Source organism: Paenibacillus sp. FSL F4-0097, assembly GCF_038593125.1.
GTDB classification, from domain to species: domain Bacteria; phylum Bacillota; class Bacilli; order Paenibacillales; family Paenibacillaceae; genus Paenibacillus_AQ; species Paenibacillus_AQ odorifer.
In genome coordinates, this window is record NZ_CP151965.1 from 459680 (window position 1) to 481897 (window position 22218).

Below are 22218 nucleotides of genomic sequence, written 5' to 3' on the forward strand. Positions count from 1 at the left end.
TTACAATTGTTGTTTACTCCGCCGGTAAAAAATCATTACTGAATGCACTAGCAGCATCCAGCGGTTTATCCAGCAACTTCAGATCATACATCCAGTCGCCGTAATTTTGCCAGACCTCGGTTTTTTGCTCGCCCCAGCGGGCAGCATCGTCCTTGTATTTTGGGCTAAGCCATTTTTGGCTAGCTAGGACAAGGTCGGCGTCCAGGTCAGGAACGTCCTTCGATAACATACCGGCAGCCTCTTCCGGATGATCAATGGCATATTGATAACCTTTTGATGTGGCTTTCATGAAGGCCTTCACCAGCTCAGGATGATCTGCAATTTGCTTCTCACTCGTCGTCAGCACAGGCGTGTAATAATCGAGCTGTGGCGCATAATCCTTTAAGTACAGCATATCCAATGGCTCGCCACGCAACTCAGCCTCAACGCCAGTCCAAGCGTAGAAAATCCAGGCGAAATCAATGTCACGTTTGACGGCGGTAAAATAATCAGCTTCACCGATACTGATCAGCTTCACCTTTTTCACATCGCCACCTTCAGGATCCATGATAGCTTTCATGGCTGCTTCTTCGGCTGGTGAGCCCCAGCCTCCGTAGGTTTTACCTTCGAAATCCTTTGGTGATTTAATATTGCGATCTACTGGAGCGGCGAATCCCGATGTATTATGCTGAATAATAGCTGCTATCGAGACAAGGGGTACGCCTTGTAGACGGGCTAGCGTTAATCCTTCTTGGGCGCTGATGCCAAATGCGGCTTCGCCAGAAGTAACCATAGTATCAGAACCCGCTGCGCCTGGTTGAACGATTTCGACGTCCAGACCTTCTTCAGCGTAGTAACCAAGATCCTTAGCTACGTATAGACCGGTATGATTCGTGTTCGGTGTCCAGTCGAGTGCGACTTTAACTTTGGTGAGCTCTTTTGGAGCATCCGTGCCAGCCGCTGCAGTTGGATCAGTAGCATTTGCTTTGTTTCCGGCTGTATTCCCATTGTTGCTGCCGCATCCGGCAATGGCAAGAATGAGTACACAGGTGAGGCACAACGTAAGTGCTTTTTTGAGGTGCATGTCTTCTTCTCTCCTTTAAGGTTACAAGAATCCCGTCTTCACAACATGAACCGTAAAGTGTAGTATGTACGTTTTTCTACATCTTTTAGTGATCTAACAAAAAAAGCGCCCCGAGTGATCGGGACGCTGGCTTGGCGCAAGGTTAGTCAAGGTCACAGGGACCAGAACCAATTGGCGATTCCTACGCTGGCATTATCCAGATCAGGTATAAGGGTCAGTATCTTGTGGGATACAATCTCAGCCGGCCAATTCCAGCACCCCTGGTTCTATGAAGTTAACGGGTATTTCTATGTGCAATATAAGTAAGCATAAGTTTTGTACCTATACTTAATGTCTTATATTTCTCGCATACGGTGTATTATAGACGGCTGTACTCGGAATGTCTAGTAGTGCACTCCTGAATTTTTCCAATCCAGTAGTTTCTTTTTTGCTAGTCTAGATCTTTATATTTCTTGCGGTGACGCCGTTTAAGCTCACTAACCAGCGCCCCTAGCGTGAGGACAACGCTGATCAGAATCCCGCTCATGATCACGAAGAGGGCAAGAAATTCAAAGGGGGAATAACCAATCATTTTACTCCATTGGATTTTTCCATCCAGATCGTCAATGACTTGATTCATGCCGTAAATCCCGCTTACTACCGTAAATACAGTGAGAATCATCAGCAGATTATCCCGTCGCTTGGACTGAAACTTATCCTGATACTGAAACAGATCATTTAAGGTTTCTTTCACTTCCTCGAACAAAGCGTCGTTTCCGTATACTTTACGCAGCTGAAGAAATATCTCCCGGCCCTGCGACTGGGAAATCAACTCCAAGAAGTAGAACTTTGCCGAGAACTTATTAATGGAGTAGATTAGATTGTCTATTTCCTCATAATCATGATTAATCCGAAGTCGGGAGTGCATATTGGCGAGCTTCAGCAGAACGATTTTGTGGAAAATATTGAGTAAAAATCCGTAATAATATTGCCCGTACATCTGGTTGGCTAGACTAACAGCAATCTCCTGTTCAGCCCGGGTCATGCAGCAAAAGGTCTGCTCATTCATCATATAATACGTGTCTGGGCCCCAGCGATTATAGGAATGCTCATGACAATAGTTTGCAATATACGCTGGATCGCTTGCACTGGCATAGGGCTTTCCGTTCAGATCAATTCCATCAAGCTGTGAGGCGCGATAGCGTAGATTTACACTAATCTCATCAGAACCTTCTTCATTCTGAAAGCCGTAAAAAGCTTGCACCTGCATTCTTTCATCTACGAAAAAAGGAAGGGTCTCAAAATAAGCCCCATTGATATCCGATTGATCCAGATATGGCTCCAGTCCATCCACCAAATTTCGGAAGACAAAATCCTCTACCATCTCATAGGTCTGTTCCCCGCAATGAATATAAGTGTAGTCATCCTGTATGAAGGTTTTCTCTAGCGCACGGAAACGATCCGCGAATTCTAGGGCAATACTAAAGGGAATCGAATCCCCCTCCAGCTGGACACGTATCGTCACGAATCCAAGCTGAAAGGGACATATGAATATATCCGTCGAGAGAATTTTGAAAAATATAGATTGCTGCGGAATCTCCAGAATGCAGTCGAGATTATTTACTCTGGAAAAACGGCGAAACGAGTCGGCATCCTTCCTGCGCGGAAAAAGGACGTGTGCGGCAAACGGTAAATAGGTGCGCTCCATTCGTTCATGGGAAACACAGTAACCTTCTCCATAATAGGCAGCTTCCAGTTCTTTGTTATCCAGAAAAAAACGTGTGAATCCGTCGTCCTGTAATTGCTGGATAAGCTGCTTAGAATCGCCCTTTTTTATAGAGAAGGGAAATATAAACTGCATAAGCGCAGTATGTAACAAAGGCTCAGTTGAAGACTCATTTAAAGACTCATTCATTCATTGTCCATCCTTGTGCTCAGAATATGCTTATAGATCACATTACCCTAAAAGGATAACGTTGATACTGTTCTAAATACGGGAACTCTTTCCTTCCACCGCTTGCCTGGCTTGGAATCTCCATGCGGCAATGCTTAGCAGGAACAAGAAGGCAGCAAAAGTGGCAAGTAATCCGGCTGTTTGCGCCACTTCTAAATGATCCATAGACCAGCCCGTAAACAGAGGTAGCAAAGCACCACCAACGCCTCCGGAAGCAATCATAATGCTGGGTGTTGACTCTTCGGTGCCAGGCAGCATTTTGCTGGAGAAAACCAATGCAATGGAGAAAATACCGGACATAAACAGCCCCAGCAGCAGAATTACAATGAAAGCAGCCATACGATTTTCAGTGAACGGAAAGAGTGTCAGCAGTAACAAGGTTAGTAAACAGCTGCTGAGAATGTACACGCGATAAGATATTTTTTCGGCAATTACACCCGCAAACAATCTTCCTGTAGACATCGCCAGCCAAAAGAAAGTGACTGTCAGTGCTGCCGCAGACTCTGTCATCCCTAGCTTGGCAATAAAGATAGCCGGCATAAAGTTGACTAAACTCATCTCTGTGCCTACATAAAGAAAAAAGAAAACGATGAAGATCCCTAGCAGAATCCATTGCTTACCTTTATACGGAAATTTTTTGTTAGAACGTGAGCTTGAGGAATGCGAATTGTCTGCTCCTTGGACAGAGGCACGTTCATCCAGCATGCGTTGTAGATTACCGAAGTGTCCTCTTGCCCAGAGGATAAGAGAAATCAAAGAGAAGGCAGCGACGATTAGAAAGGCCAATCTCCACGCTCCGGCAGCAATGAGCGGACTGGCGATAAGCGGCATCACGAGTGCGCCTATCCCGAATAGAACTTCGAGCCGGCTCATCGCAATAGCCGTTCCTTCGGTTACAGCACCAATAATGATGGTGCCGATAACCGCTTCGATCATCCCGAAACCAAAACCTGCGGCAACAGCGATAAAATACATCCAGCCCCAAGGCGGTAGAAAGGCATAGGCAACTTCTGCAACTATTAGAAGACTGGTGGCAATGAGGATGCCTCCACGTTTACCGAAGCGGCGATTAAGTAGGGGAGAGACCAACACGCCTGCTAAAAAACCAGCGAATTGACTAAAGATTAATTCACCGCCAGCACTGTAATTTTGATCATAATGTTGCAGTAGAACGGGCAGAATAGATCCCAGCACAACATGTGCCAGACCGATAACGAAGTAGGAGAGACAGCCGATCCAAATCAGTTTTTTCACGAAGTAAGCTCCTTATCTTGATGTAGTTTATGGAGTAAGGTCGGATTCAATGTGAACCTGAAGGGTACATTATAATAAGCACCATTGTTATGATAAATCCAAACGGTGAGCTTGGATATATAAACTTTTGTTTACATGCTTGAAGGGAGAGATTTACGTAATGGATAACAAACAACTGGAACAACTCATTATTAAAGCATTGGATGACAACAAGTTCGGTTCCTTTGGTACGATCGAAGAAGGAAATAAGCCGAAAGTACGTTATATGGCCATTTTCCATGAGGGTTTGAAGATTTATTTGGCTACAAATCGCAAAACTCATAAAGTGGAGGAGTTATCCGATAATCCGAATGCTTTTGTACTGCTTGGCTATGAGGCCGGCGGAAGCAAAGATTTGCTGGAGATTGAAGCGACCGCTACCGTCTCTAAGGATGAAGGCTTGCGCTCCAAGGTATGGAATAAAGAGCTGGAGCCATGGTTTACTGGACCTGATGATCCTAATTATGTGATTTTGGAGCTTACTCCAACACGTATTGAGTATGTAGGTAGCAATAAAGAGCATGGAGTATGGCAGCCATAAGCTATAGCCTTGAATTGATCAAACAGCCCTCCTATCCCCTATGGGGTAGGAGGGCTGTTTGATGTGTTATAATGACTTCAACTTTTTAGGTATTCATATCGGGGAGGAGCTAAAGCTACATGAGCGTTACTCTGTTATATATTGAAGATGATCGTGAGATTGGCAGCGTAGTGTCTGCTGATTTAAGCGAAAGAGGATATAGTGTCCGCTGGCTACGGAGCGGCGAAGGTGCGATGGAAGAAGCAGGCGCCTGCCAACTGGCTATTCTCGATGTTATGCTTCCTGGTCTGGATGGGTTTACGATCGGGCAACGATTGAAACGTTCCTACCCTAAGCTGCCCATTTTAATGCTCTCTGCCCGAACCTCGATTGATGATAAGCTGCAAGGTTTGGAATTCGCGGATGATTATTTGACCAAGCCTTTTCATCCGGATGAATTGGCCGCTCGAATCGAGGTGCTGCTCCGAAGGAATGGGGCATCTGTTCAGGATTCGCTCACACTTAAACATCTAGTCGTATATGAAGGGGATAACCGCGTGATGAATGCTCAGACTCAGGAAGAAATCATGCTTACAGGCAAGCAATTTCAGATTTTTTCCTATTTGCTGCGTCATCTTAACCAGATTATGACGAAGGAGCAGATCTACGAGGCCGTGTGGGGTGAGGCTTATATCGAAGGGGATAAAACTCTGATGGTACATATTCGTTATTTGCGCGAAAAGCTGGAGCTTGATCCGGGTAATCCGGAAATTATCGAAACTGTCCGTGGGATCGGATACCGGGTAAGAGCATGAGAGGATTAGAGCGCATTCGCAAGAAACGTAATTCCTCTTTGTTATCAGGGTATTTGCTAATTATCGTATCTGCACTGCTATTTATCCCTGTGGTCCTTCCGTTGTCTTTTGTTGGCTACAATATTCTTAACGAAGTGACCAAAGGTGCCCCGCCTGTAGATACATCCCTGTATTCGAATATTGCACCGCTGGAGACTATGTGGCATAAAGAGGCACTTCACTTAGGAAATGCTTCTTCGGAAGCCATAAATCAGCGGCTGCATGAATTGAGTCAAAAATACACTGAGGCTACTATGTTTTGGGTAGACGGGCAGGGAAAAACCCAGTTGATTCTCACGCCTGATGAAGGGGATAAGGATAAGATTTACCATGAAGTTCCTGATCAGTGGACTGCGGCTGAGGCTATTTCATTTATGAAAGAAAGTACGAATCGTGATCCTTTAGCCATCGTTGCTTTCGTGGGGGACAAAGTGGAGGCAGACAAGGGATTTATGGTGATGCAAATTCCAAGCAAGCTGTTGAACAAAGGGGCTTATGGGGGATTAGGGGCTTGGGCTTGGTATAACTTTGTGTTATTTACCCTTTTTGGAGGATTCGCTCTGGTTTCGTGGATGTTCTTTAGAAAAATTCGCAAACGGCTATTGCAACTGCAAACCGCGATGACGATTACAGGCCCGGATAGAATGCCTAAGTCTATAGTGACAGGCAAACTGGACGAGATAGGTCGCCTGGAGGAAGCTTTTAATACGATGGTAACCAAACTGGATGAAAGCCGACGCAGGGAAATAGAAGAGGAAGAGTTGCGTAAGCGTCTAGTCTCGAATTTATCTCACGATTTACGCACACCCCTAACCGTCATTCGCAGCCATATCCATGTTATGACCAAAGAGGATCTGACCTCAAAAGGTAAGCAGTCCTTACAGCTTATGGATGAGCGTATTGCGGATCTTAGCGTCCTGATCGAGAATCTTTTATCTTACAATCTGCTCAATAGTGGACGGGTAACCTTAAAGCTGGAACGTAAAGATGTTTTACGCTTGTTGCGGGAAAGTGCGGCTGCTTGGTACCCCGTATGGGAAAAAGAGGGCTTCGACATTGATATTAACCTGGAAGCCGAACCGCTATTCTGGAGGGTGGATGAGGTCTGGTTCCGCCGTATTCTCGATAATTTGTATCAAAACATTGTACGACATGCCAGCAGCGGGCATTATGTCGGGATCTCAACGGAGCAACGTAATGAACAACGTGCCATAATTATTGCGGATCATGGTCGAGGCATTCAGAGTCCATCCGATTACAAAGGGGCAGGTTTGGGATTGTCTATCGTCGATCTTTTGATGAAGCATATGGAGCTGGAATGGGTTATGGAGAGCACAGGCGAAGGCACTTCTATTGTAATCTTTGATCCGCGTCGTGAAATTTAAACAAAACTTAAACTTGGCACTTCCTTGTTCTTAACCTTGGGACGTTATGCTGTATACCGAGGTGAAGAACATGGAAGAAACAGTGATTAAAACTAAGGATTTATTGAAAAAATATCGTGGCCGGGCTGCGGTAGAAAATTTGAATTTAAATATCCGCAAGGGTGAGATTTATGGTTTTCTGGGTCCCAACGGAGCTGGGAAAACTACAACAATCCGTATGCTGCTTGGCCTAATTACACCGACATCTGGAAAAATTGAAGTGTTCGGTCAGGATCTTCGGAAGAATAAGCTGCAAATTTTACGGAAGGTAGGGTCGCTTGTCGAATCCCCCTCGTATTATGGGCATCTGAGCGCTGTGGACAATCTCGAAGCGATCCGCCGCATTCTGGATGTTCCGAAGTCACGAATCGCTGAGGTGCTAGATATTGTTTCTCTAACCGGGGAAGAGAGACGTCCGGTCAAAGGGTTTTCCCTCGGGATGAAGCAGAGACTTGGTATCGCAGCTGCCTTGTTAGGGAATCCAGAGCTGCTTATTCTGGACGAACCAACGAACGGACTCGACCCGTCAGGGATTCAGGAAATTCGTGGGCTTATCAAACGCTTGCCACAGGAGCAAGGAATTACGGTTGTAGTATCCAGTCACCTGCTTAGTGAAATTGAACAAATGGCAGATACCGTGGGTATTATTCGCCAAGGGCAAATGGTGTACCAAGATACAATAGCTAATCTGCAACAACAGGCTGCTGGCGAGATACGCCTTGCGGTTTCGGAACCAGAGTCTGCGTTACGTCTCGCTGGAGGTCGGGGGTATGAAGGGACACTACATGAGCAAAAACTGATTTTTTCAAGAATGAACGATGCAAGAGTAGCGCTGCTAGTCAAAGCTTTGGTAGAGAATGGGCACGCTGTCTATCGTGTAGAGGAGCGGAGACAATCGCTTGAGGACTTCTTCCTACAGGTTGTGGGAGGCGGGGAATCATGATGTGGCGGGCGTTGTCAGCGGATTGGCTTAAAATCCGCGGCAAAGGAATTTGGTTTCTAGTGTTTCTAGGACCGATTGGTCTAGTAGCCATGCAGGGCCTTAACTTTGGCCTTCGTTATGATTATCTGCGTCAGCAGTATAGCGCGGATTTATGGGGAGGACTACTGGATAATGTGTCCGGGTTTGTGCCCACAGCTCTTTTTCTGGGAGGCACTTTAGTATGCTCGCTGATTGCAAATGTCGAACATCAGATGAGCTCGTGGAAGCAGCTCTTGGCACTACCTATCTCCCGTACTTCAGTGTTTATGGCTAAGCTAACGCTCTGTCTGCTGCTTGTGGCTGTTTCCTGCTTGTTGCTCTCAGTGGGGATAGTTGTTTTGGGGCTTATTTTGGGCTTCAAAGCTGATCTTATTCCTTATGTGGATGTACTCAGAATTGGCTTTATGTCCTACATTGCGGCTCTGCCGGTCATCGCGCTACAGCTTTGGCTTTCCCTGGCTAATCGTAATCAGACACTGCCGGTTGCCCTGGGGATCACATTATCCTTGACGTCATTTTTCTCCATGTTCCTTTCGGAGTGGGTGCCTTTAACATGGCCATATTTGGCGTGGGACTCCTCTAATCGCCTCTTGTTCAGCGGTGCGGGTCTGCTGCTAGGAATGCTGGTATTTTTGCCGGGTGCAGTGCATTTCGCTCGAAAGGATGTGGATTAAGATGAAGTCATTTTGGAGAGTATTATCCTCAGAGCGATTAAAAATGTCTAAATCATATGTTTGGCTTTTAGTCATAGGAAGTCCGGTTTTATCACTGGTTCCCGGATTGTTATCGGATAATCAAGGCGAGAAGATGACTTGGGAGCTGCTGTTAAGTGTGATGTCAATGATGCATGCTTTGCTGTTTCTGCCTGTGCTTTCAGGCATTTTTGCGGCCCTGATCTGTCGTTATGAGCATCATGACGGTGGCTGGAAGCTATTGTTGTCTCTGCCTGTAACCCGGTTGTCGGTGTATCTCTCAAAATATGTGATGATCATCGGATTGCTGGCTGCTGTGCAAATAACGTTCCTCGTTATGGTGCTGGGAATGGGTTTGTTCCGTGGGGCTCCAGATCCAATCCCTTGGGCGCTGCTGCTAAAATCAGTATTTGGCGGCTTTGTAGCCTGCCTACCACTCGCCGCATTGCAGCTGGCGATCTCGCAAAGCTGGAGCAGCTTCGGCGCACCGCTGGCGCTGAATGTGAGTCTGACCATTCCCAATATACTGATCGCTAATTCTTCAACCTACGGCCCCTATTATCCTTGGGTACAGCCGATGTTAGCCATGAGTCCTTATGGTGATGACGGATTTGGTGCCTTTAATCTGCCTTTAGAGACACTGATGATGATAGTGGGAGGGAGCTTGATTGTCTTTTTTGCCGCAGGACTAATCTCCTTTTATCGTAAAGCAGTCTGATTCACAATCAGAGGCTATAAACTCCTCCTCAATGGACATCCCGTGCTGTTTTTCTTATAATTAAAGAATATAATTAGCTAAGATGGAGGAGGGCGAGAGCATGGAGCCAACGGCATTAGAAGATTGCGACAATACATGCAAGGGTTCAGAGCTTGAACCGGAATCCATTGCATTGATCCTGCCAGACCGTGGGATTACTGATAAAATGGCAGAAATGTTCAAAGCGTTGGGTGATCCAACACGAGTGCGGCTCATTTACGCTTTGTCTCAGCAAGAATTATGTGTACATGATTTGTCCGTGATCCTTGATATGGGCCAATCTGCGATATCCCATCAGCTCCGTTATTTACGGAATCTACGGATCGTGAAGCGCCGTAAAGAGGGGAAAACGGTATTCTATTCGCTGAACGATGCGCATGTGGAGCAGATCTTTTTACAGACCCACGAGCATGTCCGACACGAATAGCTAGTTGCAAAAAGGGGGACTCCCAGCAGCCATTGGATGGCTTTTGGGAGTCCCTCTTTTTATTATGCCGACGAGTCCTGATCATCCGCTACGGCTTACGGACCCAGCTGACGTTATTTGCACAATAATCGCTTTTTGAGCAGAGTTGCGGACCTCAGTGCAGTTATTCTTTAGAAAGAGGTCTTATTTTGCTCTTTTTCATGCCAATAGCGCCTATGGGGTCCGATAATATGCTAAACCGGGGATAATACTGCTTTTAGTGTCAACTGGGTCCGTTAGCTGTGTGGGTTGCGACAAATATTGCTCTAATGAAACCAAGTTGAATCCACTGAAGCCTTGTATTTCGAAGTAAGGATTTAGCTTATTAGCTGGCTTGATTTAGGTTCTTCGTTAGGTTTGGTTTTCTAAAGGACAACACTAGCCAGACACATTGCACAGCAAGCACTAGCAGGATAAACAGATCGATTCCCATGTATTCACTCGTATTATCGTTGCCCACAAACTGAATTAAATTATGTATAAAGTGAAAGGATATCAGCGGAAGAATATTATTATTTTTTAGCATTAGCAAGGCTAGCGCAAAACCGATCAGAAGCGCATATACGAGTTGTAGAAGAGTTTGTGTGATATCTGTGCCGGATAATGCATTAAGTAAGTGGGTAATAGAGAAGAGAATGCTTGAAGTGATCACTGCTGTTTTAGCCCCTTTAGGAAGCAAGGTCTTAAAAATCAAACCGCGATAGATGCTTTCCTCCACAAAAGCGACCAGCAGGGTGAAGAAAATAAAGAACAGTACCTCGGATGCGCTGATCTCACGAAAACCCTTAAAGGATATGGTAATCAGGACCACTACTAGTGGGGCATAATAGATCCAGTTGCCCGAGGATATGGTGTTTAGAGGTCGGAAGCCGAGCGTGCTCCATTTGCGCTTAACTGTAAAGTAGATGATGAGTACAAGCGCGATTGGGATGAAGGAGATAAGTACAGGGGCGTTGTACGCAAGTTCCTTAATGGTTGCGTAAGCCCCGGCGGCAGTTACGGCTACAAGTAATAACACCTCGATAATAACTACGCTCCAAATGGGGTGTTTCTGTGAAAAAGAAGACGTTTTGGCTAGCTTTGACATGTTCTAAATTCATCCCTTCTGTGTAAATCATTTGCCCATCGAGCTTCATTGATAATGGGGTCATTCGTATGTAAGAAACTTACTTTCGGTCATACATGATTTTACATATTTTCACGTAAAGGTCAATTGATTTAATTTTTAAGATAATGTAGAAAAATGGTGTATATCGCGTATTGACCTTGAAATATAAAGGGAATATAATAGGGCTAAGATAACATATGAACAAGTGCTCATATATGGTTTTTATTTGAGGAGATGTGCCGTATGGATACAATGCAAGGAAAATTAAAACGTCAGTGGGAATTAGAAGGTTTGGATTGCGCCAATTGCGCGATGAAAATTGAAGATAAGGTGAAGAAGATTGAAGGTGTATCGTCTTGTTCCGTTAATTTTGTAACAAAAACAATGACGTTGGAAACCGCCGCAGGGTATGAGGAATCAGCGATTGTAGAAGCGAAGAAAACGGTGAAGGCACTCGAGCCCCACGTAAATGTGAAAGAGAAGGTTGGGGGAAATCACAAGGCGCGCAATAGCGGTGCTCATGAACATACACATGATCACCAGCATGGACACGAGCATGTTCACGATCATCAAGCTGCTGGACATCATCATGGTCATGAGGATGCTGAAGGTCATGGTCATACACATGAGCATGGGGAAGGCGACACACGCAAAATATTGCTGCGGTTAGGCGCTGGTGGAATTCTTGCTCTAGCTGGGATATTCCTGCCCGTGGATGGAGTAGTTGAACTGCTGATCTTTTTGGCAGCCTATCTTATCGTGGGTGGTGAAGTTGTCTGGCAGGCGGTTAAGAACATCATCCGTGGTCAGGTGTTTGATGAGAATTTCCTGATGGCTCTGGCAACTATCGGTGCATTTGCGATTGGTGAGTATCCAGAGGGCGTGGCAGTAATGCTGTTTTACCAGATTGGAGAACTGTTCCAAGGTCTGGCTGTGAATCGTTCACGCCGATCTATTACGGCACTTATGGATATTCGCCCCGAGTTTGCCTATCTCAAGCTTGGAAATGATCTGAAGAAGGTCTCACCTGAGGAAGTAGCCATCGGAGATTTGATTGTTGTTAAACCCGGTGAGAAGGTACCCCTTGACGGAACTATACTTGAAGGTAACGCCATGATGGACACATCTGCACTTACTGGAGAGTCGGTACCACGATCAGCTGGTCCAGGAAGTGCGGTGTTAAGTGGTTTTATTAACCGGAACGGCGTAATTACTGTGCAAGTTACTCAGACCTTTGGAGAATCGGCCGTATCCAAAATACTGGAGCTAGTGCAGAATGCATCAAGCAACAAAGCTAAAACCGAGAACTTTATTACTAAATTTGCACGTGCCTACACGCCTGTAGTAGTGATCACAGCAGTTCTGCTGGCCGTCGTTCCTCCACTGCTGATCAGTGGTGCGACTTTTTCGGATTGGATTTACCGAGCACTTGTATTCCTCGTAATCTCTTGTCCTTGTGCGCTTGTGGTCTCGATTCCACTGGGATTCTTCGGAGGGATTGGTGCAGCTTCACGCAGCGGTATTCTGATTAAGGGAAGCAACTACCTGGAAGCCCTAAATGATGTGAAGGTAGTTGTCTTTGATAAAACCGGAACGTTGACCAAGGGACAGTTTAAGGTGACGGGGATTTATCCGTCGGGTGGCAAATCTAAGGATGAATTACTGCGGACAGCCGCTTATGCGGAGAGCCATTCCAATCACCCGATCGCTGAGTCGATTCGGACGGCTTATGGTGCACAGATTTCTAAGGAAGCTATCACGAATTATAATGAAATCTCTGGTCATGGTATCGAAGTAACTATCGAAGGCAAGACCGTATTTGCAGGCAACGCACGTCTGATGGAGCGGGAGGGGATTGCTTATGAGGTCCCAGAGCAGAGCGGTACAGTTGTTTACATTGCGGTAGATCATCAATATGAAGGTTATCTGGTGATCGCCGATGAAGTGAAGGAGGACTCACTGCAGGCCATTCAGCGCCTCAAAAAGCTTGGTATACGCAAGACGGTGATGCTGACAGGTGATGCTTCCGCCGTAGCTGAAGATGTAGGGAAGCAGTTAGGGGTAGATGAGGTACACGCAGAGCTTTTACCACAGCATAAGGTAGAGGCCATCGAGAAGCTGGATCGTGAAAAGCCTCCACGCGAGAAGATTATTTTTGTTGGAGACGGAATTAATGATACTCCTGTACTGGCTAGAGCCGATGTCGGGATCGCTATGGGGGGACTCGGTTCCGACGCTGCCATTGAAGCAGCGGATATTGTAATTATGACCGATGAACCTTCGAAGATTGCTGTAGCTATCGGAATTGCCAAGCGTACACGGACCATCGTATGGCAAAATATTATTTTTGCTTTAGGTGTAAAAGCTATATTCCTTCTGCTCGGTGCATTCGGGATTGCCACGATGTGGGAGGCTGTATTCTCAGATGTAGGGGTAACCGTACTAGCCGTACTGAACAGTATTCGAGCTTTAAAAGTGCAAGACGAGGGTTAAGTATCTTTGGTGTTTAAATAAATGATTTCAACAAAAGTGAGCTTTAGGATTCCAGTTTTAGGGGTCTTAGGGCTTATTTTTTTTATTTGCCAGCAAAGAATTTGTCTTTTTTTGCCGATATAGAAGATATATCCACATCAGGAGACATTATAACAAATGGAGTGAGGAGGCTATTTCATCGTGAATGAAAATGAAATGAAAGGAAACAAGATGAAAAAAATGAGAAAAAATGTAACGAAGAGAAAAGCGACGTCAATTCAACTTAAGTGGTCATCTGTTATATTAGCTATTGCAATCGTGCCGCTCATGGTAGCGACCATATTTTTACTTGATTATTTCGGCAATGTCACACGCACAGACAGTGAGCAAATGGCGCAGGACACCATTAATACGAACACATTCCGGATGGATGAGTGGCTATCCAACAAAACCTCGTCCGTAAAGGATCTGGTGTCCCAGCATCCTGAGTTCGATTTTACGAATCCAGCGAGTATCTTCCCTGTGATAGAAGTGCTGGAGGAAAGTGACAGTGAGACAGAAGGTTACAGTGTCATCAGTAAAGACGGCCAGTTAACTAATATGATGAACATGACCGCAAGTGTAGCAGATGCGAGCTATTTCTTGAAAGCGAAAGAAACACATGCGCCTGTGTTGGGGGAAATGTCCTATCTGGAGCAGCTTGATAAATATATCATTCCGATCGTAGTTCCTGTCATGGATAAGGATAAGCAATTTATGGGAGGTATTGTCTTCTCGATTACTCCTGAAGTTCTTGCCCAAATGAGTAATGAAATTACTATGGCGGATACCGGATTTGGATACGTAATCTCAAATGATGGCATGTATTATACTTATCCAGACGTCAGTCGTATGGGCAAAAAAATTACCGATTACGCTAAAGAGCCGGCTCTTCAGAAGGTCGTTGACAAGATTTTGAGCAACAAAGAGGGGTCCGAAACTTATAAGGGCGAAGATGGTAAGAAAGTCATTACATACTTTAAGACCATTCCAGATACTGACCTGAAGCTTCTTGTAACAGTACCGGAGAAAGAGGTTTTTGCCAAAGTGACCTCTGCACAAAGAACAGCAATGTTCATCTTATTGGCAGTTATACTCGTCATAATTTTTGTTTCTCTCTACCTTACTCGCCTTATCGTTAGACCCATTAAAGCTATTTCCTCCACTATGAAAAAGGTGGCAGAGGGTCATCTGAATGAGAGGGTTAAAGTGCAATCCGGAGATGAAATCGGCGAGATGAGTCAAAATATCAATGATATGATTGAGACACTCTCCGGTATTGTCAACAAAATTGATACAACGGTAGTGGAGGTTTCTTATTCCTCAGAAGGAATGCTGAAATCGGCTCAACGGTCGTCTTATACTTCAGCAGAGGTAGCAACAGTTATCCAAGAAGTGGCTCAAGGAATGGAAGAGCAATTCAGAGGCTCGGAGCAATCGGCAAGAGCAACGGAAGAGATGGCCGTAGGTTTGCAACGTATTGCTGAGTCCTCTGCAGCGGTATCAGATCAGGCTGAGACGGTCAACTCAGAAGTAGAGAGTGGCTATTTGGAAATCCAATCTACACTGCAACAGATGGCTGTTATCAGTTCCACAGCTAATCAGACAGCCGAGATGATTGGTAAATTAAGTGAGCAATCGGAACAGATCGGACAAATTGTGGATGTAATTTCTGAGATATCCAATCAGACAAGCTTATTATCTTTAAATGCTTCTATTGAGGCTGCCAGAGCTGGGGAACATGGCCGTGGCTTCGGTGTAGTTGCGAATGAGGTGAAGAAGTTAGCGGAGCGGACGAACAGTTCCATCATTAGTATAGTGGAGCTGATCGGCGGCATTCAGTCTTCGACAACAAGTGCAGCGGATTCCATGAAGAAGAGTATTGAGGAAATTGGCGATGGAATGGGAAAAATGCAAAACGTCGGTGTTTCCTTTGATCATATCCGTTCTTCGATCCGTGAAGTATCGTCGCAAATACAGGATGTGTCAGCAATTAATGAAGAGATGTCAGCTGGCACAGAAGAAATAACGGCTTCTATATCCGATATGCTCGGAATAGCTAAAGAATCTGCTGAGAATGCTCAGGCGGTCTCATTAGCTTCAGCGGAGCAGACGGAGATTATGAAGGATGTCGTGTCCTCGGCGGAATCACTTAATGAAGTGATGTCTGTGCTGAAAGAAGAAATCGAGAAGTTTAAAAAGTAGGAGATAAACTGAGATTCATCTCCTTATAATACAAAAAATCGCTCTTTGGGAGCTGGTGGGCTTATTTCACCAATTCCCAAAGTAGCGATTTTTTTTGTTCTTTATGAGATTAAATGCTTTCTTCCAGCTGTAGACTCTCGATGCCTGCACGTACAATATTGCAGGAGTTGTTCAATTTCTGGGTTTCCTCTGTATTTAAATTAAGCTCCAGCAGCTCTTGAATCCCAGTGTTGCCTATAATGGCGGGCACACCCGTGCATACACCACTATGTCCGTATTCTCCATCCAGAATGGCGGATACGGCGATAATTTTGTGCTCATCATTCAGGATCGAACGGGTAATGTAGGCAAGTGCGCTGCCAATCCCGAAATGTGTGGAGCCTTTACGGGTGAAAATTTCCCAGCCGGCATCTTTTGTCTTGCGGGAGATATCCTCCAGATCCAGATGCGGGAACCGCTCGCGATGCTGATCCAAAATTTGTAGAATAGGCTTGCCGCCAATTGTCACATGGGACCAAGCTACAAATTGAGATTCGCCATGTTCACCTAACGCGTAGCCATTAACACTACGCGGGTCAATGGAGAACACATCGGAGAGCAGTGTTTTTAGGCGCGACGAGTCAATGGAGGTTCCGGTACCGATAATTCTGTGGCGAGGCAGACCCGATATTTTCCAGACCATATAAGTGACAATATCGACCGGATTAGCGGCGACTACGAATATTCCATCAAATCCCCCAGCCATGATGTTGGTAATGATTTCTCTAGTAATAACAGCAGAGGCTTCCAATACGTCAAGTCGGGTCTGCCCGGCTGTTGGATTAGCACCAGCGGTTAAGATAACTACATCCATCTTTGCACAATCGCTATAGGTTCCGGCATATACCTTTGTGCGTGTGCTTGTGAAATCCATACAGTGCGAGAGATCAAGTGCTTGTGCCATAGCCCGATCATAGGTGCGGTCGATCATCATTATCTCGTCACAAATAGCCTGATTAACCATGGAGTAAGCACAGCTTGAACCCACCATTCCGGCCCCGACGATGGCTACTTTTCTCGATTTACTTTTCAATTGCCTTGTCCTCACTCTCTAAAAGTTATACGCAGTATAGGTTTCCAAATGATATTTATTTCAACATTAAGGTCTTTTGGAAGCTTATCGTTAGGTATGCTTATAGTTTAACGTATCCCTTCGCAGGTTACCTGACATCGGACTTACAAAGATTATATTTTTTCTTTTTAATGCTGAATAGGTGACATAACGAGTTGGATATTTTAAGTGATCTATTCCTATAGTGTATGTAAAGTACTAAAAGAGGATGTAATAAGAGGATGGCTAATTGATGTCAGAAAAGGGTGAAAAGTAGAAAAAAGCAGAGGATATAACATAAGCTTGAGTTACAAGAGGTAAGAAGTCATCTCAAGGATATCGGGTAAGCACCCTGAGATGGCTTCTTAGGATCATTGTTGACAATCATGGCTGGGGCAGCAGACTCCCCGAGGAAGTCATAGCCTTATAACGCTTGAACATAAAAAATCTCCAATGAACAATCATGCCGAAGGCTAAAATAAAGAACAAACCACCGGACTGTGGGATAGACACATAACGGTTAATAAATTCATGGAGTAAAGTGCGGACTAGAAGAAGTCCGAGCAGGATAAACGCAAAGCTCTTGGAGCGTTGAGCATAAATTTGTCCATCACGTTGTTCAAAATGGGTGCTGCGTATAAGAGGATACGCGAAGATGAACCAGCCAATCAGAAAGGCGACTGCCGCCCACCATAATGGGAACCTGACCGCAGGTGCCACAAACATGGCAAAACCCGTCGACATACCGAGAGGTGGAATCCATATTTTTCGAATGGTAACCGGACGTGCGCTTGCTTTTAGACGAATGAAAATAACCATCAGCGCCATGAACAAAGCCCCTAATGTAGAGCCAATATGTAGAAGCGAGGGGTTTATGTTACCCATGATACACGACCTCTCTATGATTTCAGTCACTTGTATCTTCATTATAACAGAAAAACGATGGCAAAACATTGAAGTGTATTGGCTCCATACCCGCTACAATTCCAGCTTAGGAATTATTTCTTAAAGGAGCGATACATACAAAAATCCCCGCCAGAGCATACTCTGACGAGGATTTATTGATGTGAATATTATTATCTCAGCCCAGACTTACGAACGGCTGCGTCCACTTGTCGAGCGAAGAATAAGGCTCACGATAAAGATCAGCACAACCGCACCGATCAAAGAAGGGAAGAAGTAGAAATCACTTACTTTAGGTCCCCAGCTTCCCAGAAGCACGCCACCGAGCCATGAACCGATAATACCAGCGATGATATTACCGATAACACCACCAGGAATATCTCTGCCCATAATCAGACCAGCCAACCAACCAATAACCCCACCAACGATTAACATCCATAGAAAACTCATGTTACTTCAACTCCTTCGTTTTGTTGTTTGCGATGTCTACTATTAACCTTTGTGACCATCTTTAAACCACATGGAAAAACTTACTTCTTCCGGAATAGTTAGGGAGTAGGCTCTAAATGCAGTTTCGATAATGTATTACAACTATAAACATGCTATAGTGAAAAAATATTATAAAATTATGAGTAAACCCCTATTAGTAAAGGGTAAGTAAGAAGTAATACAATACATAAAGATAAAGGAGCCACTATTATGGAACGGGCTAATGAGGCATTGTTTTATGTAGGAACGTATAACTCTGAGAATGAGAAGGCGATTCAGTTATGTGCGCTTAGTCTTTTATCGGGGGAAATGAGAATTCTTGAGGGTACCGAGGGAATTGAGAACCCATCGTTTTTAGCTGTGAATAGTGCAGGCAGCGTGTTGTATGCAGTTAGTGAGAAGGATCAAGGTGAGGTTTACGCATATGCAATTGATCCCGCAACTAAAGCGTTGCAATCACTTGGAAGTCGTTCTACGGAAGGCGGCGCTCCTTGTTATGTCTCCATTAGTCCTAAGGAAGATTACATATTCGTCTCCAATTACTCGGGAGGCAATGTTAATGCTTTTCCTGTAAATGAAGATGGTTCGCTTCAAGAAATGTCCGACCAAGTAAAACATGTGGGTTCAGGCATTCGTGAAGACCGTCAGGAGGCTCCGCATCCGCACTCTGTCATTCCGGACGCAAGTGGTAGACATGTGCTGGTGTGCGATTTGGGACTGGATCAAATTGTGATCTATCGCCCTGAAGAGGGCAAACTGGTAAAACATCGTGAGCTTAATCTGCCACCTGGTTCAGGTCCGCGTCATCTGGCGGTGCATCCCTCTGGACAATGGATCTACCTGGCGAATGAACTGAATTGTACAGTAACGGCATTTGCTAATGATGAACAGGATGCAAATCTAAATATTTTACAGCATCTTAGCACGCTTCCTGATAATTATACTGCTGGTAGTGACGATACAGCTTCCGATATTCATGTCTCCCCTTGTGGCAGATTCCTGTATGTCTCCAATCGCGGACAAGACAGTATCGCCCTGTTCCATATCGATGAATTAACGGGTCTGCTTGAAGCGGTGGATTGGCAGGTTACCGGCGGGCGTACTCCGCGTAACTTTGCAATTATTGGGGATAAGCTGCTTGCTGCTAATCAGAATAGTGATAATATTACCTCGTTCTCCATCGATAGTGAGAGTGGCAGATTAATCCCTACAGGAAATGAATTGGAAATGAAGTCACCTGTTTGTGTGCAAGCGTTGTAGGCTGAGACTAGGTTATTGTATGTCGTAAAAATAAGGGCTATTCCCGTAATCCATTCATTTTTTCGTGAGTGGAGGTTGGGAATAGCCCTATTTTGCAAATGAAGACCTAAGGATAATAGCAAGTGATTGTTAAAATGTATTTCTGATACCTAAATCGTAAAAACCGATGTCATCAAGCATGATCCGGTCGCCTTCTTCTTCAAGATAGAAGGTGATTTCCGTCAGGTTGTCAGGATCCAGCTCTGGTTCTTCCTCCTGAAATTGTTCGAACGGCATCTCGTAGGTTTGAAATACAGCTTCGGAAAGGTCGCCGTATTTGCCATCGTTTATCCGCTCTTCAAGCCATGGGAATAACGTGAACTGAGTTTGTGGAAGTGGCAGTATGTCCATTACTTCATCCAGCTTCAAGCGTGCTGAGGTATCGTTATGGTCAGTTAACTCCACCTCAACCTTTGGAGGTTGTGGAACATCCATTTCTTCATTCATGTCGTCATTCAGATTTGCCATGGAGAACGTAAGGCCATCTGCCCCTAAAAGAGCAGTTTCAGTACGGACACTGTCGTTAAGCTTAATGTTGTAATAAGCTTCTTCGTTTTTGCTGGCTGTGCGTTCAAGGACAACACCATAGGTGGCTTTGCTTTTCGACTCCCGGTCTTTAGCTAACTCTTCTGACCAAGAAATACCCGATGCTGCTGCTGTTCCCAGTTCTACAGTGTTTTTGTTACGGTCATCGTCAAATGTGGCTACAGGACGATATCCCCCGCTTTGGAATCTATTGTAGTAGGCGGTATCTGGTAACCACTTCAGCCCGCTGCGATAATCCCGGAACAAGCTTTGGTATTCCTCTTTTTCATGCAAGGTGGTCTCTAAGAAAGCTGATACATAGACCTTGGCGATTTGCCGTTGTTTGTCTGCATCCATGATTTGTGTCCGATTTAAAAAGAGTCCAGCTGGCAAGGTCTGATCATACCCGCCCCAATCGCTGTTGAATTGACTGTGATTGGCATCCGCAATATACAGCGAGCTTTTGAAAGCAGATGATCCTTGGGAATAGGAAGTGCGTATATACTGCCGATCACCATAGAAATCATGTACATCTCCATCGCGGGCTCCCTGCAAGGTCAAATAATTGATGTCTTTGAGACGGGCTTGCTGGTCATCTATTGTTTTGTCCGTCGGTGCAAGCGCGATTACAGAGGTTATATTAAAGCGATTAACTGCCGCCATCACCGGATCATCCTTAAACCAACGAGTGGCATCCGCGGCCATAGCTACGGCTTGTCCTCCGCGGCTATGGCCGAGCAGGGCGGTTTTTGTGAAATCTATTTTCTGATAAAAAGGACTGCCCGGATCATCTGAAAAATCTGCTAGCTGCTCTAAATGTTTCAGTAGGATCCAAGTACGTACTTTAAAATCATTGTCCGGAATGCCGGACCAAGCAGAATAATTCAGGAAATTCTCATCGAGCGAGATCGCGATAAATCCCCGGCTTGCCAATAGTTCGCCGAGATAAGCGTACCCGTCATCAGAGTAATCTTCCATCATATGATTGCCGTGCACCATCAGCACTACTGGATATGGACCTTCACCTTCTGGCATCCATACGCGACCATTCAGGGGAAGTGCCTTATAATCGAAACCCCAGAATAAAGTGCGCAGCTTTGACCAATCCTTAATATAAGCAGAAGCATCGGCCGTAGAGGATATCAAGCTTGTATCCTTGCCGTATTCGGCACGATGAAGATCGGTACCACTGGCATAGGTGAAGGTCTGATAAGCTAGATTGCCTGGTATTCCCGGATCGGAGGCTGTCAGTGGAACGACTTCCGTATCGTTGATATCGACCGACTCTGAAATAGGAAGTTCTTGTACTCCGCTTGCCAGCGCAAGTGGGGAAAAAGTCACCGCCACTGTTAGCAGAAGCCCTAGTGTTATTCTTTTGCTGCGGAGCAGGCCGATGGCTAGTCCGCCTAATGCCCCTAGCAGTGCAAGCACGACCGCGATGACAACCGCGGCTTCAATCTCAAAATCTGCGTAATATAAGATTAGTAGAATAGCTCCAAAATCACTCAATACACAGCCTGCAAATAATCTTGGGATACGCAGTCCGGTCAACGCTAGCAGAACAGCTAAGATATTGCCGGAAATCGCCAGCAGGACAGTGCCTGCACCTGCAGCAAGAGCGATATCGGTAGGTTTACCTAATCCAGTAGGAATGCCTAACACGGCTGTACTAAAGGCTAAAAAGCATACTATCCAAAGACCGGCTATAGCTGTTCTCCAAACTGCTGTATCGTAACGGTAGGTTCCCCTAATTCTTCGTCCAATTTCTTGAGCCATACGTCTGTGGAGCCGTGGTTTCAACGGCGCAGGGACGTACTCTAACTCCATACCCATGACTCTCTCCCCTGACATAAAGCGGTATTTTCTCTTAACCCATAAGCTGTAGCAATAATATTACTTTATAGCATCAATAACAAGTGGATCTTACAGGAACCGACCCCATAGCTTGTACGGTGTGATGTGTGGGAGTTTTCTTTGACATAGGCTGGAAAAAAAGGTTTGACACAGTTAAAGGGTTTCAGTATTATATCCATATAAACCAACTAAGTAGATAGGAATAATTGAAGAAAGTTCTTACCGTACGAACGGAGGAACGCCTGCATTA

The 22218-nt window shown here is 45.2% G+C and carries 18 protein-coding genes and 1 riboswitch; of the genes, 10 read left to right on the top strand and 8 right to left on the bottom strand.

Features of this window, described 5'->3' with window-relative positions; translation table 11 throughout:
• Positions 1–13: 13 nt before the first annotated feature.
• From MHH86_RS02055 to MHH86_RS02065, 3 genes are all read right to left on the bottom strand, one after another.
• Positions 14–1063, bottom strand: a complete 1050-nt coding sequence (locus tag MHH86_RS02055; RefSeq protein ID WP_342479616.1) for an ABC transporter substrate-binding protein — start codon at positions 1061–1063, stop codon at positions 14–16.
• 161 nt (positions 1064–1224) lie between these two features.
• Positions 1225–1335, bottom strand: a riboswitch (TPP riboswitch).
• A 158-nt stretch (positions 1336–1493) separates the two neighbouring features.
• Positions 1494–2957 carry a hypothetical protein gene (locus MHH86_RS02060; RefSeq protein ID WP_051491254.1) on the bottom strand — a complete coding sequence of 488 codons (1464 nt, stop codon included), beginning with the start codon at positions 2955–2957 and terminating at the stop codon, positions 1494–1496.
• Positions 2958–3029: 72 nt separating this feature from the next.
• Positions 3030–4250: an MFS transporter gene (locus tag MHH86_RS02065; protein ID WP_076103825.1), complete on the bottom strand. Its 1221-nt coding sequence runs from the start codon at positions 4248–4250 to the stop codon at positions 3030–3032.
• Positions 4251–4410: 160 nt separating this feature from the next.
• Between MHH86_RS02065 and MHH86_RS02070 the strand changes: the two genes are divergently transcribed.
• The 7 genes from MHH86_RS02070 to MHH86_RS02100 all read left to right on the top strand — a co-directional run bounded on the left by MHH86_RS02070 (position 4411) and on the right by MHH86_RS02100 (position 9945).
• The gene (locus tag MHH86_RS02070) at positions 4411–4830 is read left to right on the top strand and encodes a pyridoxamine 5'-phosphate oxidase family protein (RefSeq protein WP_076103826.1); all 420 of its coding nucleotides are present in this window, start codon (positions 4411–4413) and stop codon (positions 4828–4830) included.
• A gap of 119 nt (positions 4831–4949) precedes the next feature.
• Entirely contained in the window at positions 4950–5624 is a 675-nt protein-coding gene (locus tag MHH86_RS02075) for a response regulator transcription factor (protein ID WP_038568445.1), read from the top strand.
• Positions 5621–7048, top strand: a complete 1428-nt coding sequence (locus MHH86_RS02080) for a HAMP domain-containing sensor histidine kinase (protein WP_076223438.1) — start codon at positions 5621–5623, stop codon at positions 7046–7048. The genes MHH86_RS02075 and MHH86_RS02080 overlap by 4 nt, the downstream gene beginning before the upstream one ends.
• A gap of 70 nt (positions 7049–7118) precedes the next feature.
• Positions 7119–8030 (top strand): ABC transporter ATP-binding protein, encoded by a 912-nt coding sequence (locus tag MHH86_RS02085; protein WP_036682661.1) that lies wholly within the window; start codon positions 7119–7121, stop codon positions 8028–8030.
• Positions 8027–8743 (top strand): ABC transporter permease, encoded by a 717-nt coding sequence (locus MHH86_RS02090; protein ID WP_076101308.1) that lies wholly within the window; start codon positions 8027–8029, stop codon positions 8741–8743. The genes MHH86_RS02085 and MHH86_RS02090 overlap by 4 nt, the downstream gene beginning before the upstream one ends.
• A gap of 1 nt (position 8744) precedes the next feature.
• Positions 8745–9479, top strand: coding sequence for an ABC transporter permease (locus MHH86_RS02095; RefSeq protein WP_036682657.1), 735 nt, complete (start codon positions 8745–8747; stop codon positions 9477–9479).
• Between the two features lie 100 nt (positions 9480–9579).
• The gene (locus MHH86_RS02100) at positions 9580–9945 is read left to right on the top strand and encodes a metalloregulator ArsR/SmtB family transcription factor (protein ID WP_036682656.1); all 366 of its coding nucleotides are present in this window, start codon (positions 9580–9582) and stop codon (positions 9943–9945) included.
• Positions 9946–10309: 364 nt separating this feature from the next.
• Here the strand turns inward: MHH86_RS02100 and MHH86_RS02105 are convergent, their stop codons facing one another.
• On the bottom strand, positions 10310–11071 hold the full coding sequence (locus MHH86_RS02105) for a CPBP family intramembrane glutamic endopeptidase (RefSeq protein WP_076147366.1): 762 nt from the start codon (positions 11069–11071) through the stop codon (positions 10310–10312).
• A 264-nt stretch (positions 11072–11335) separates the two neighbouring features.
• Between MHH86_RS02105 and MHH86_RS02110 the strand changes: the two genes are divergently transcribed.
• Positions 11336–13585, top strand: coding sequence for a heavy metal translocating P-type ATPase (locus tag MHH86_RS02110; protein ID WP_342479617.1), 2250 nt, complete (start codon positions 11336–11338; stop codon positions 13583–13585).
• Positions 13586–13765: 180 nt separating this feature from the next.
• The gene (locus tag MHH86_RS02115; protein WP_235219477.1) at positions 13766–15808 is read left to right on the top strand and encodes a methyl-accepting chemotaxis protein; all 2043 of its coding nucleotides are present in this window, start codon (positions 13766–13768) and stop codon (positions 15806–15808) included.
• A 109-nt stretch (positions 15809–15917) separates the two neighbouring features.
• On the opposite strand, the gene MHH86_RS02120 is transcribed toward MHH86_RS02115, so the two are convergent.
• The 3 genes from MHH86_RS02120 to MHH86_RS02130 all read right to left on the bottom strand — a co-directional run bounded on the left by MHH86_RS02120 (position 15918) and on the right by MHH86_RS02130 (position 18251).
• A complete protein-coding gene (locus MHH86_RS02120; RefSeq protein WP_036682652.1) occupies positions 15918–16880 on the bottom strand; it encodes an L-lactate dehydrogenase in 963 nt (320 codons plus the stop codon).
• A gap of 402 nt (positions 16881–17282) precedes the next feature.
• A complete protein-coding gene (locus MHH86_RS02125) occupies positions 17283–17783 on the bottom strand; it encodes a cytochrome c biogenesis protein CcdC (RefSeq protein ID WP_036682651.1) in 501 nt (166 codons plus the stop codon).
• 207 nt (positions 17784–17990) lie between these two features.
• Positions 17991–18251 (bottom strand): GlsB/YeaQ/YmgE family stress response membrane protein, encoded by a 261-nt coding sequence (locus tag MHH86_RS02130; protein WP_036682650.1) that lies wholly within the window; start codon positions 18249–18251, stop codon positions 17991–17993.
• 249 nt (positions 18252–18500) lie between these two features.
• Between MHH86_RS02130 and MHH86_RS02135 the strand changes: the two genes are divergently transcribed.
• Positions 18501–19550, top strand: a complete 1050-nt coding sequence (locus tag MHH86_RS02135) for a lactonase family protein (protein WP_038568464.1) — start codon at positions 18501–18503, stop codon at positions 19548–19550.
• A 129-nt stretch (positions 19551–19679) separates the two neighbouring features.
• Here MHH86_RS02135 and MHH86_RS02140 read toward each other — a convergent pair whose 3' ends face one another.
• Positions 19680–21947, bottom strand: a complete 2268-nt coding sequence (locus MHH86_RS02140; protein WP_342479618.1) for an alpha/beta hydrolase — start codon at positions 21945–21947, stop codon at positions 19680–19682.
• Between the last annotated feature and the right edge of the window lie 271 nt (positions 21948–22218).

Bases quoted from the DNA above. Each gene is read 5' to 3' on its own strand.
- MHH86_RS02110 (WP_342479617.1), top strand. From the start codon at position 11,336: ATGGATACAATGCAAGGAAAATTAAAACGTCAGTGGGAATTAGAAGGT.
- MHH86_RS02075 (WP_038568445.1), top strand. From the start codon at position 4,950: ATGAGCGTTACTCTGTTATATATTGAAGATGATCGTGAGATTGGCAGC.
- MHH86_RS02090 (WP_076101308.1), top strand. From the start codon at position 8,027: ATGATGTGGCGGGCGTTGTCAGCGGATTGGCTTAAAATCCGCGGCAAA.
- MHH86_RS02135 (WP_038568464.1), top strand. From the start codon at position 18,501: ATGGAACGGGCTAATGAGGCATTGTTTTATGTAGGAACGTATAACTCT.
- MHH86_RS02085 (WP_036682661.1), top strand. From the start codon at position 7,119: ATGGAAGAAACAGTGATTAAAACTAAGGATTTATTGAAAAAATATCGT.
- MHH86_RS02055 (WP_342479616.1), bottom strand. From the start codon at position 1,063: ATGCACCTCAAAAAAGCACTTACGTTGTGCCTCACCTGTGTACTCATT.
- MHH86_RS02095 (WP_036682657.1), top strand. From the start codon at position 8,745: ATGAAGTCATTTTGGAGAGTATTATCCTCAGAGCGATTAAAAATGTCT.
- MHH86_RS02105 (WP_076147366.1), bottom strand. From the start codon at position 11,071: ATGTCAAAGCTAGCCAAAACGTCTTCTTTTTCACAGAAACACCCCATT.
- MHH86_RS02100 (WP_036682656.1), top strand. From the start codon at position 9,580: ATGGAGCCAACGGCATTAGAAGATTGCGACAATACATGCAAGGGTTCA.
- MHH86_RS02080 (WP_076223438.1), top strand. From the start codon at position 5,621: ATGAGAGGATTAGAGCGCATTCGCAAGAAACGTAATTCCTCTTTGTTA.
- MHH86_RS02070 (WP_076103826.1), top strand. From the start codon at position 4,411: ATGGATAACAAACAACTGGAACAACTCATTATTAAAGCATTGGATGAC.
- MHH86_RS02130 (WP_036682650.1), bottom strand. From the start codon at position 18,251: ATGAGTTTTCTATGGATGTTAATCGTTGGTGGGGTTATTGGTTGGTTG.
- MHH86_RS02140 (WP_342479618.1), bottom strand. From the start codon at position 21,947: ATGGGTATGGAGTTAGAGTACGTCCCTGCGCCGTTGAAACCACGGCTC.
- MHH86_RS02060 (WP_051491254.1), bottom strand. From the start codon at position 2,957: ATGAATGAGTCTTTAAATGAGTCTTCAACTGAGCCTTTGTTACATACT.
- MHH86_RS02125 (WP_036682651.1), bottom strand. From the start codon at position 17,783: ATGGGTAACATAAACCCCTCGCTTCTACATATTGGCTCTACATTAGGG.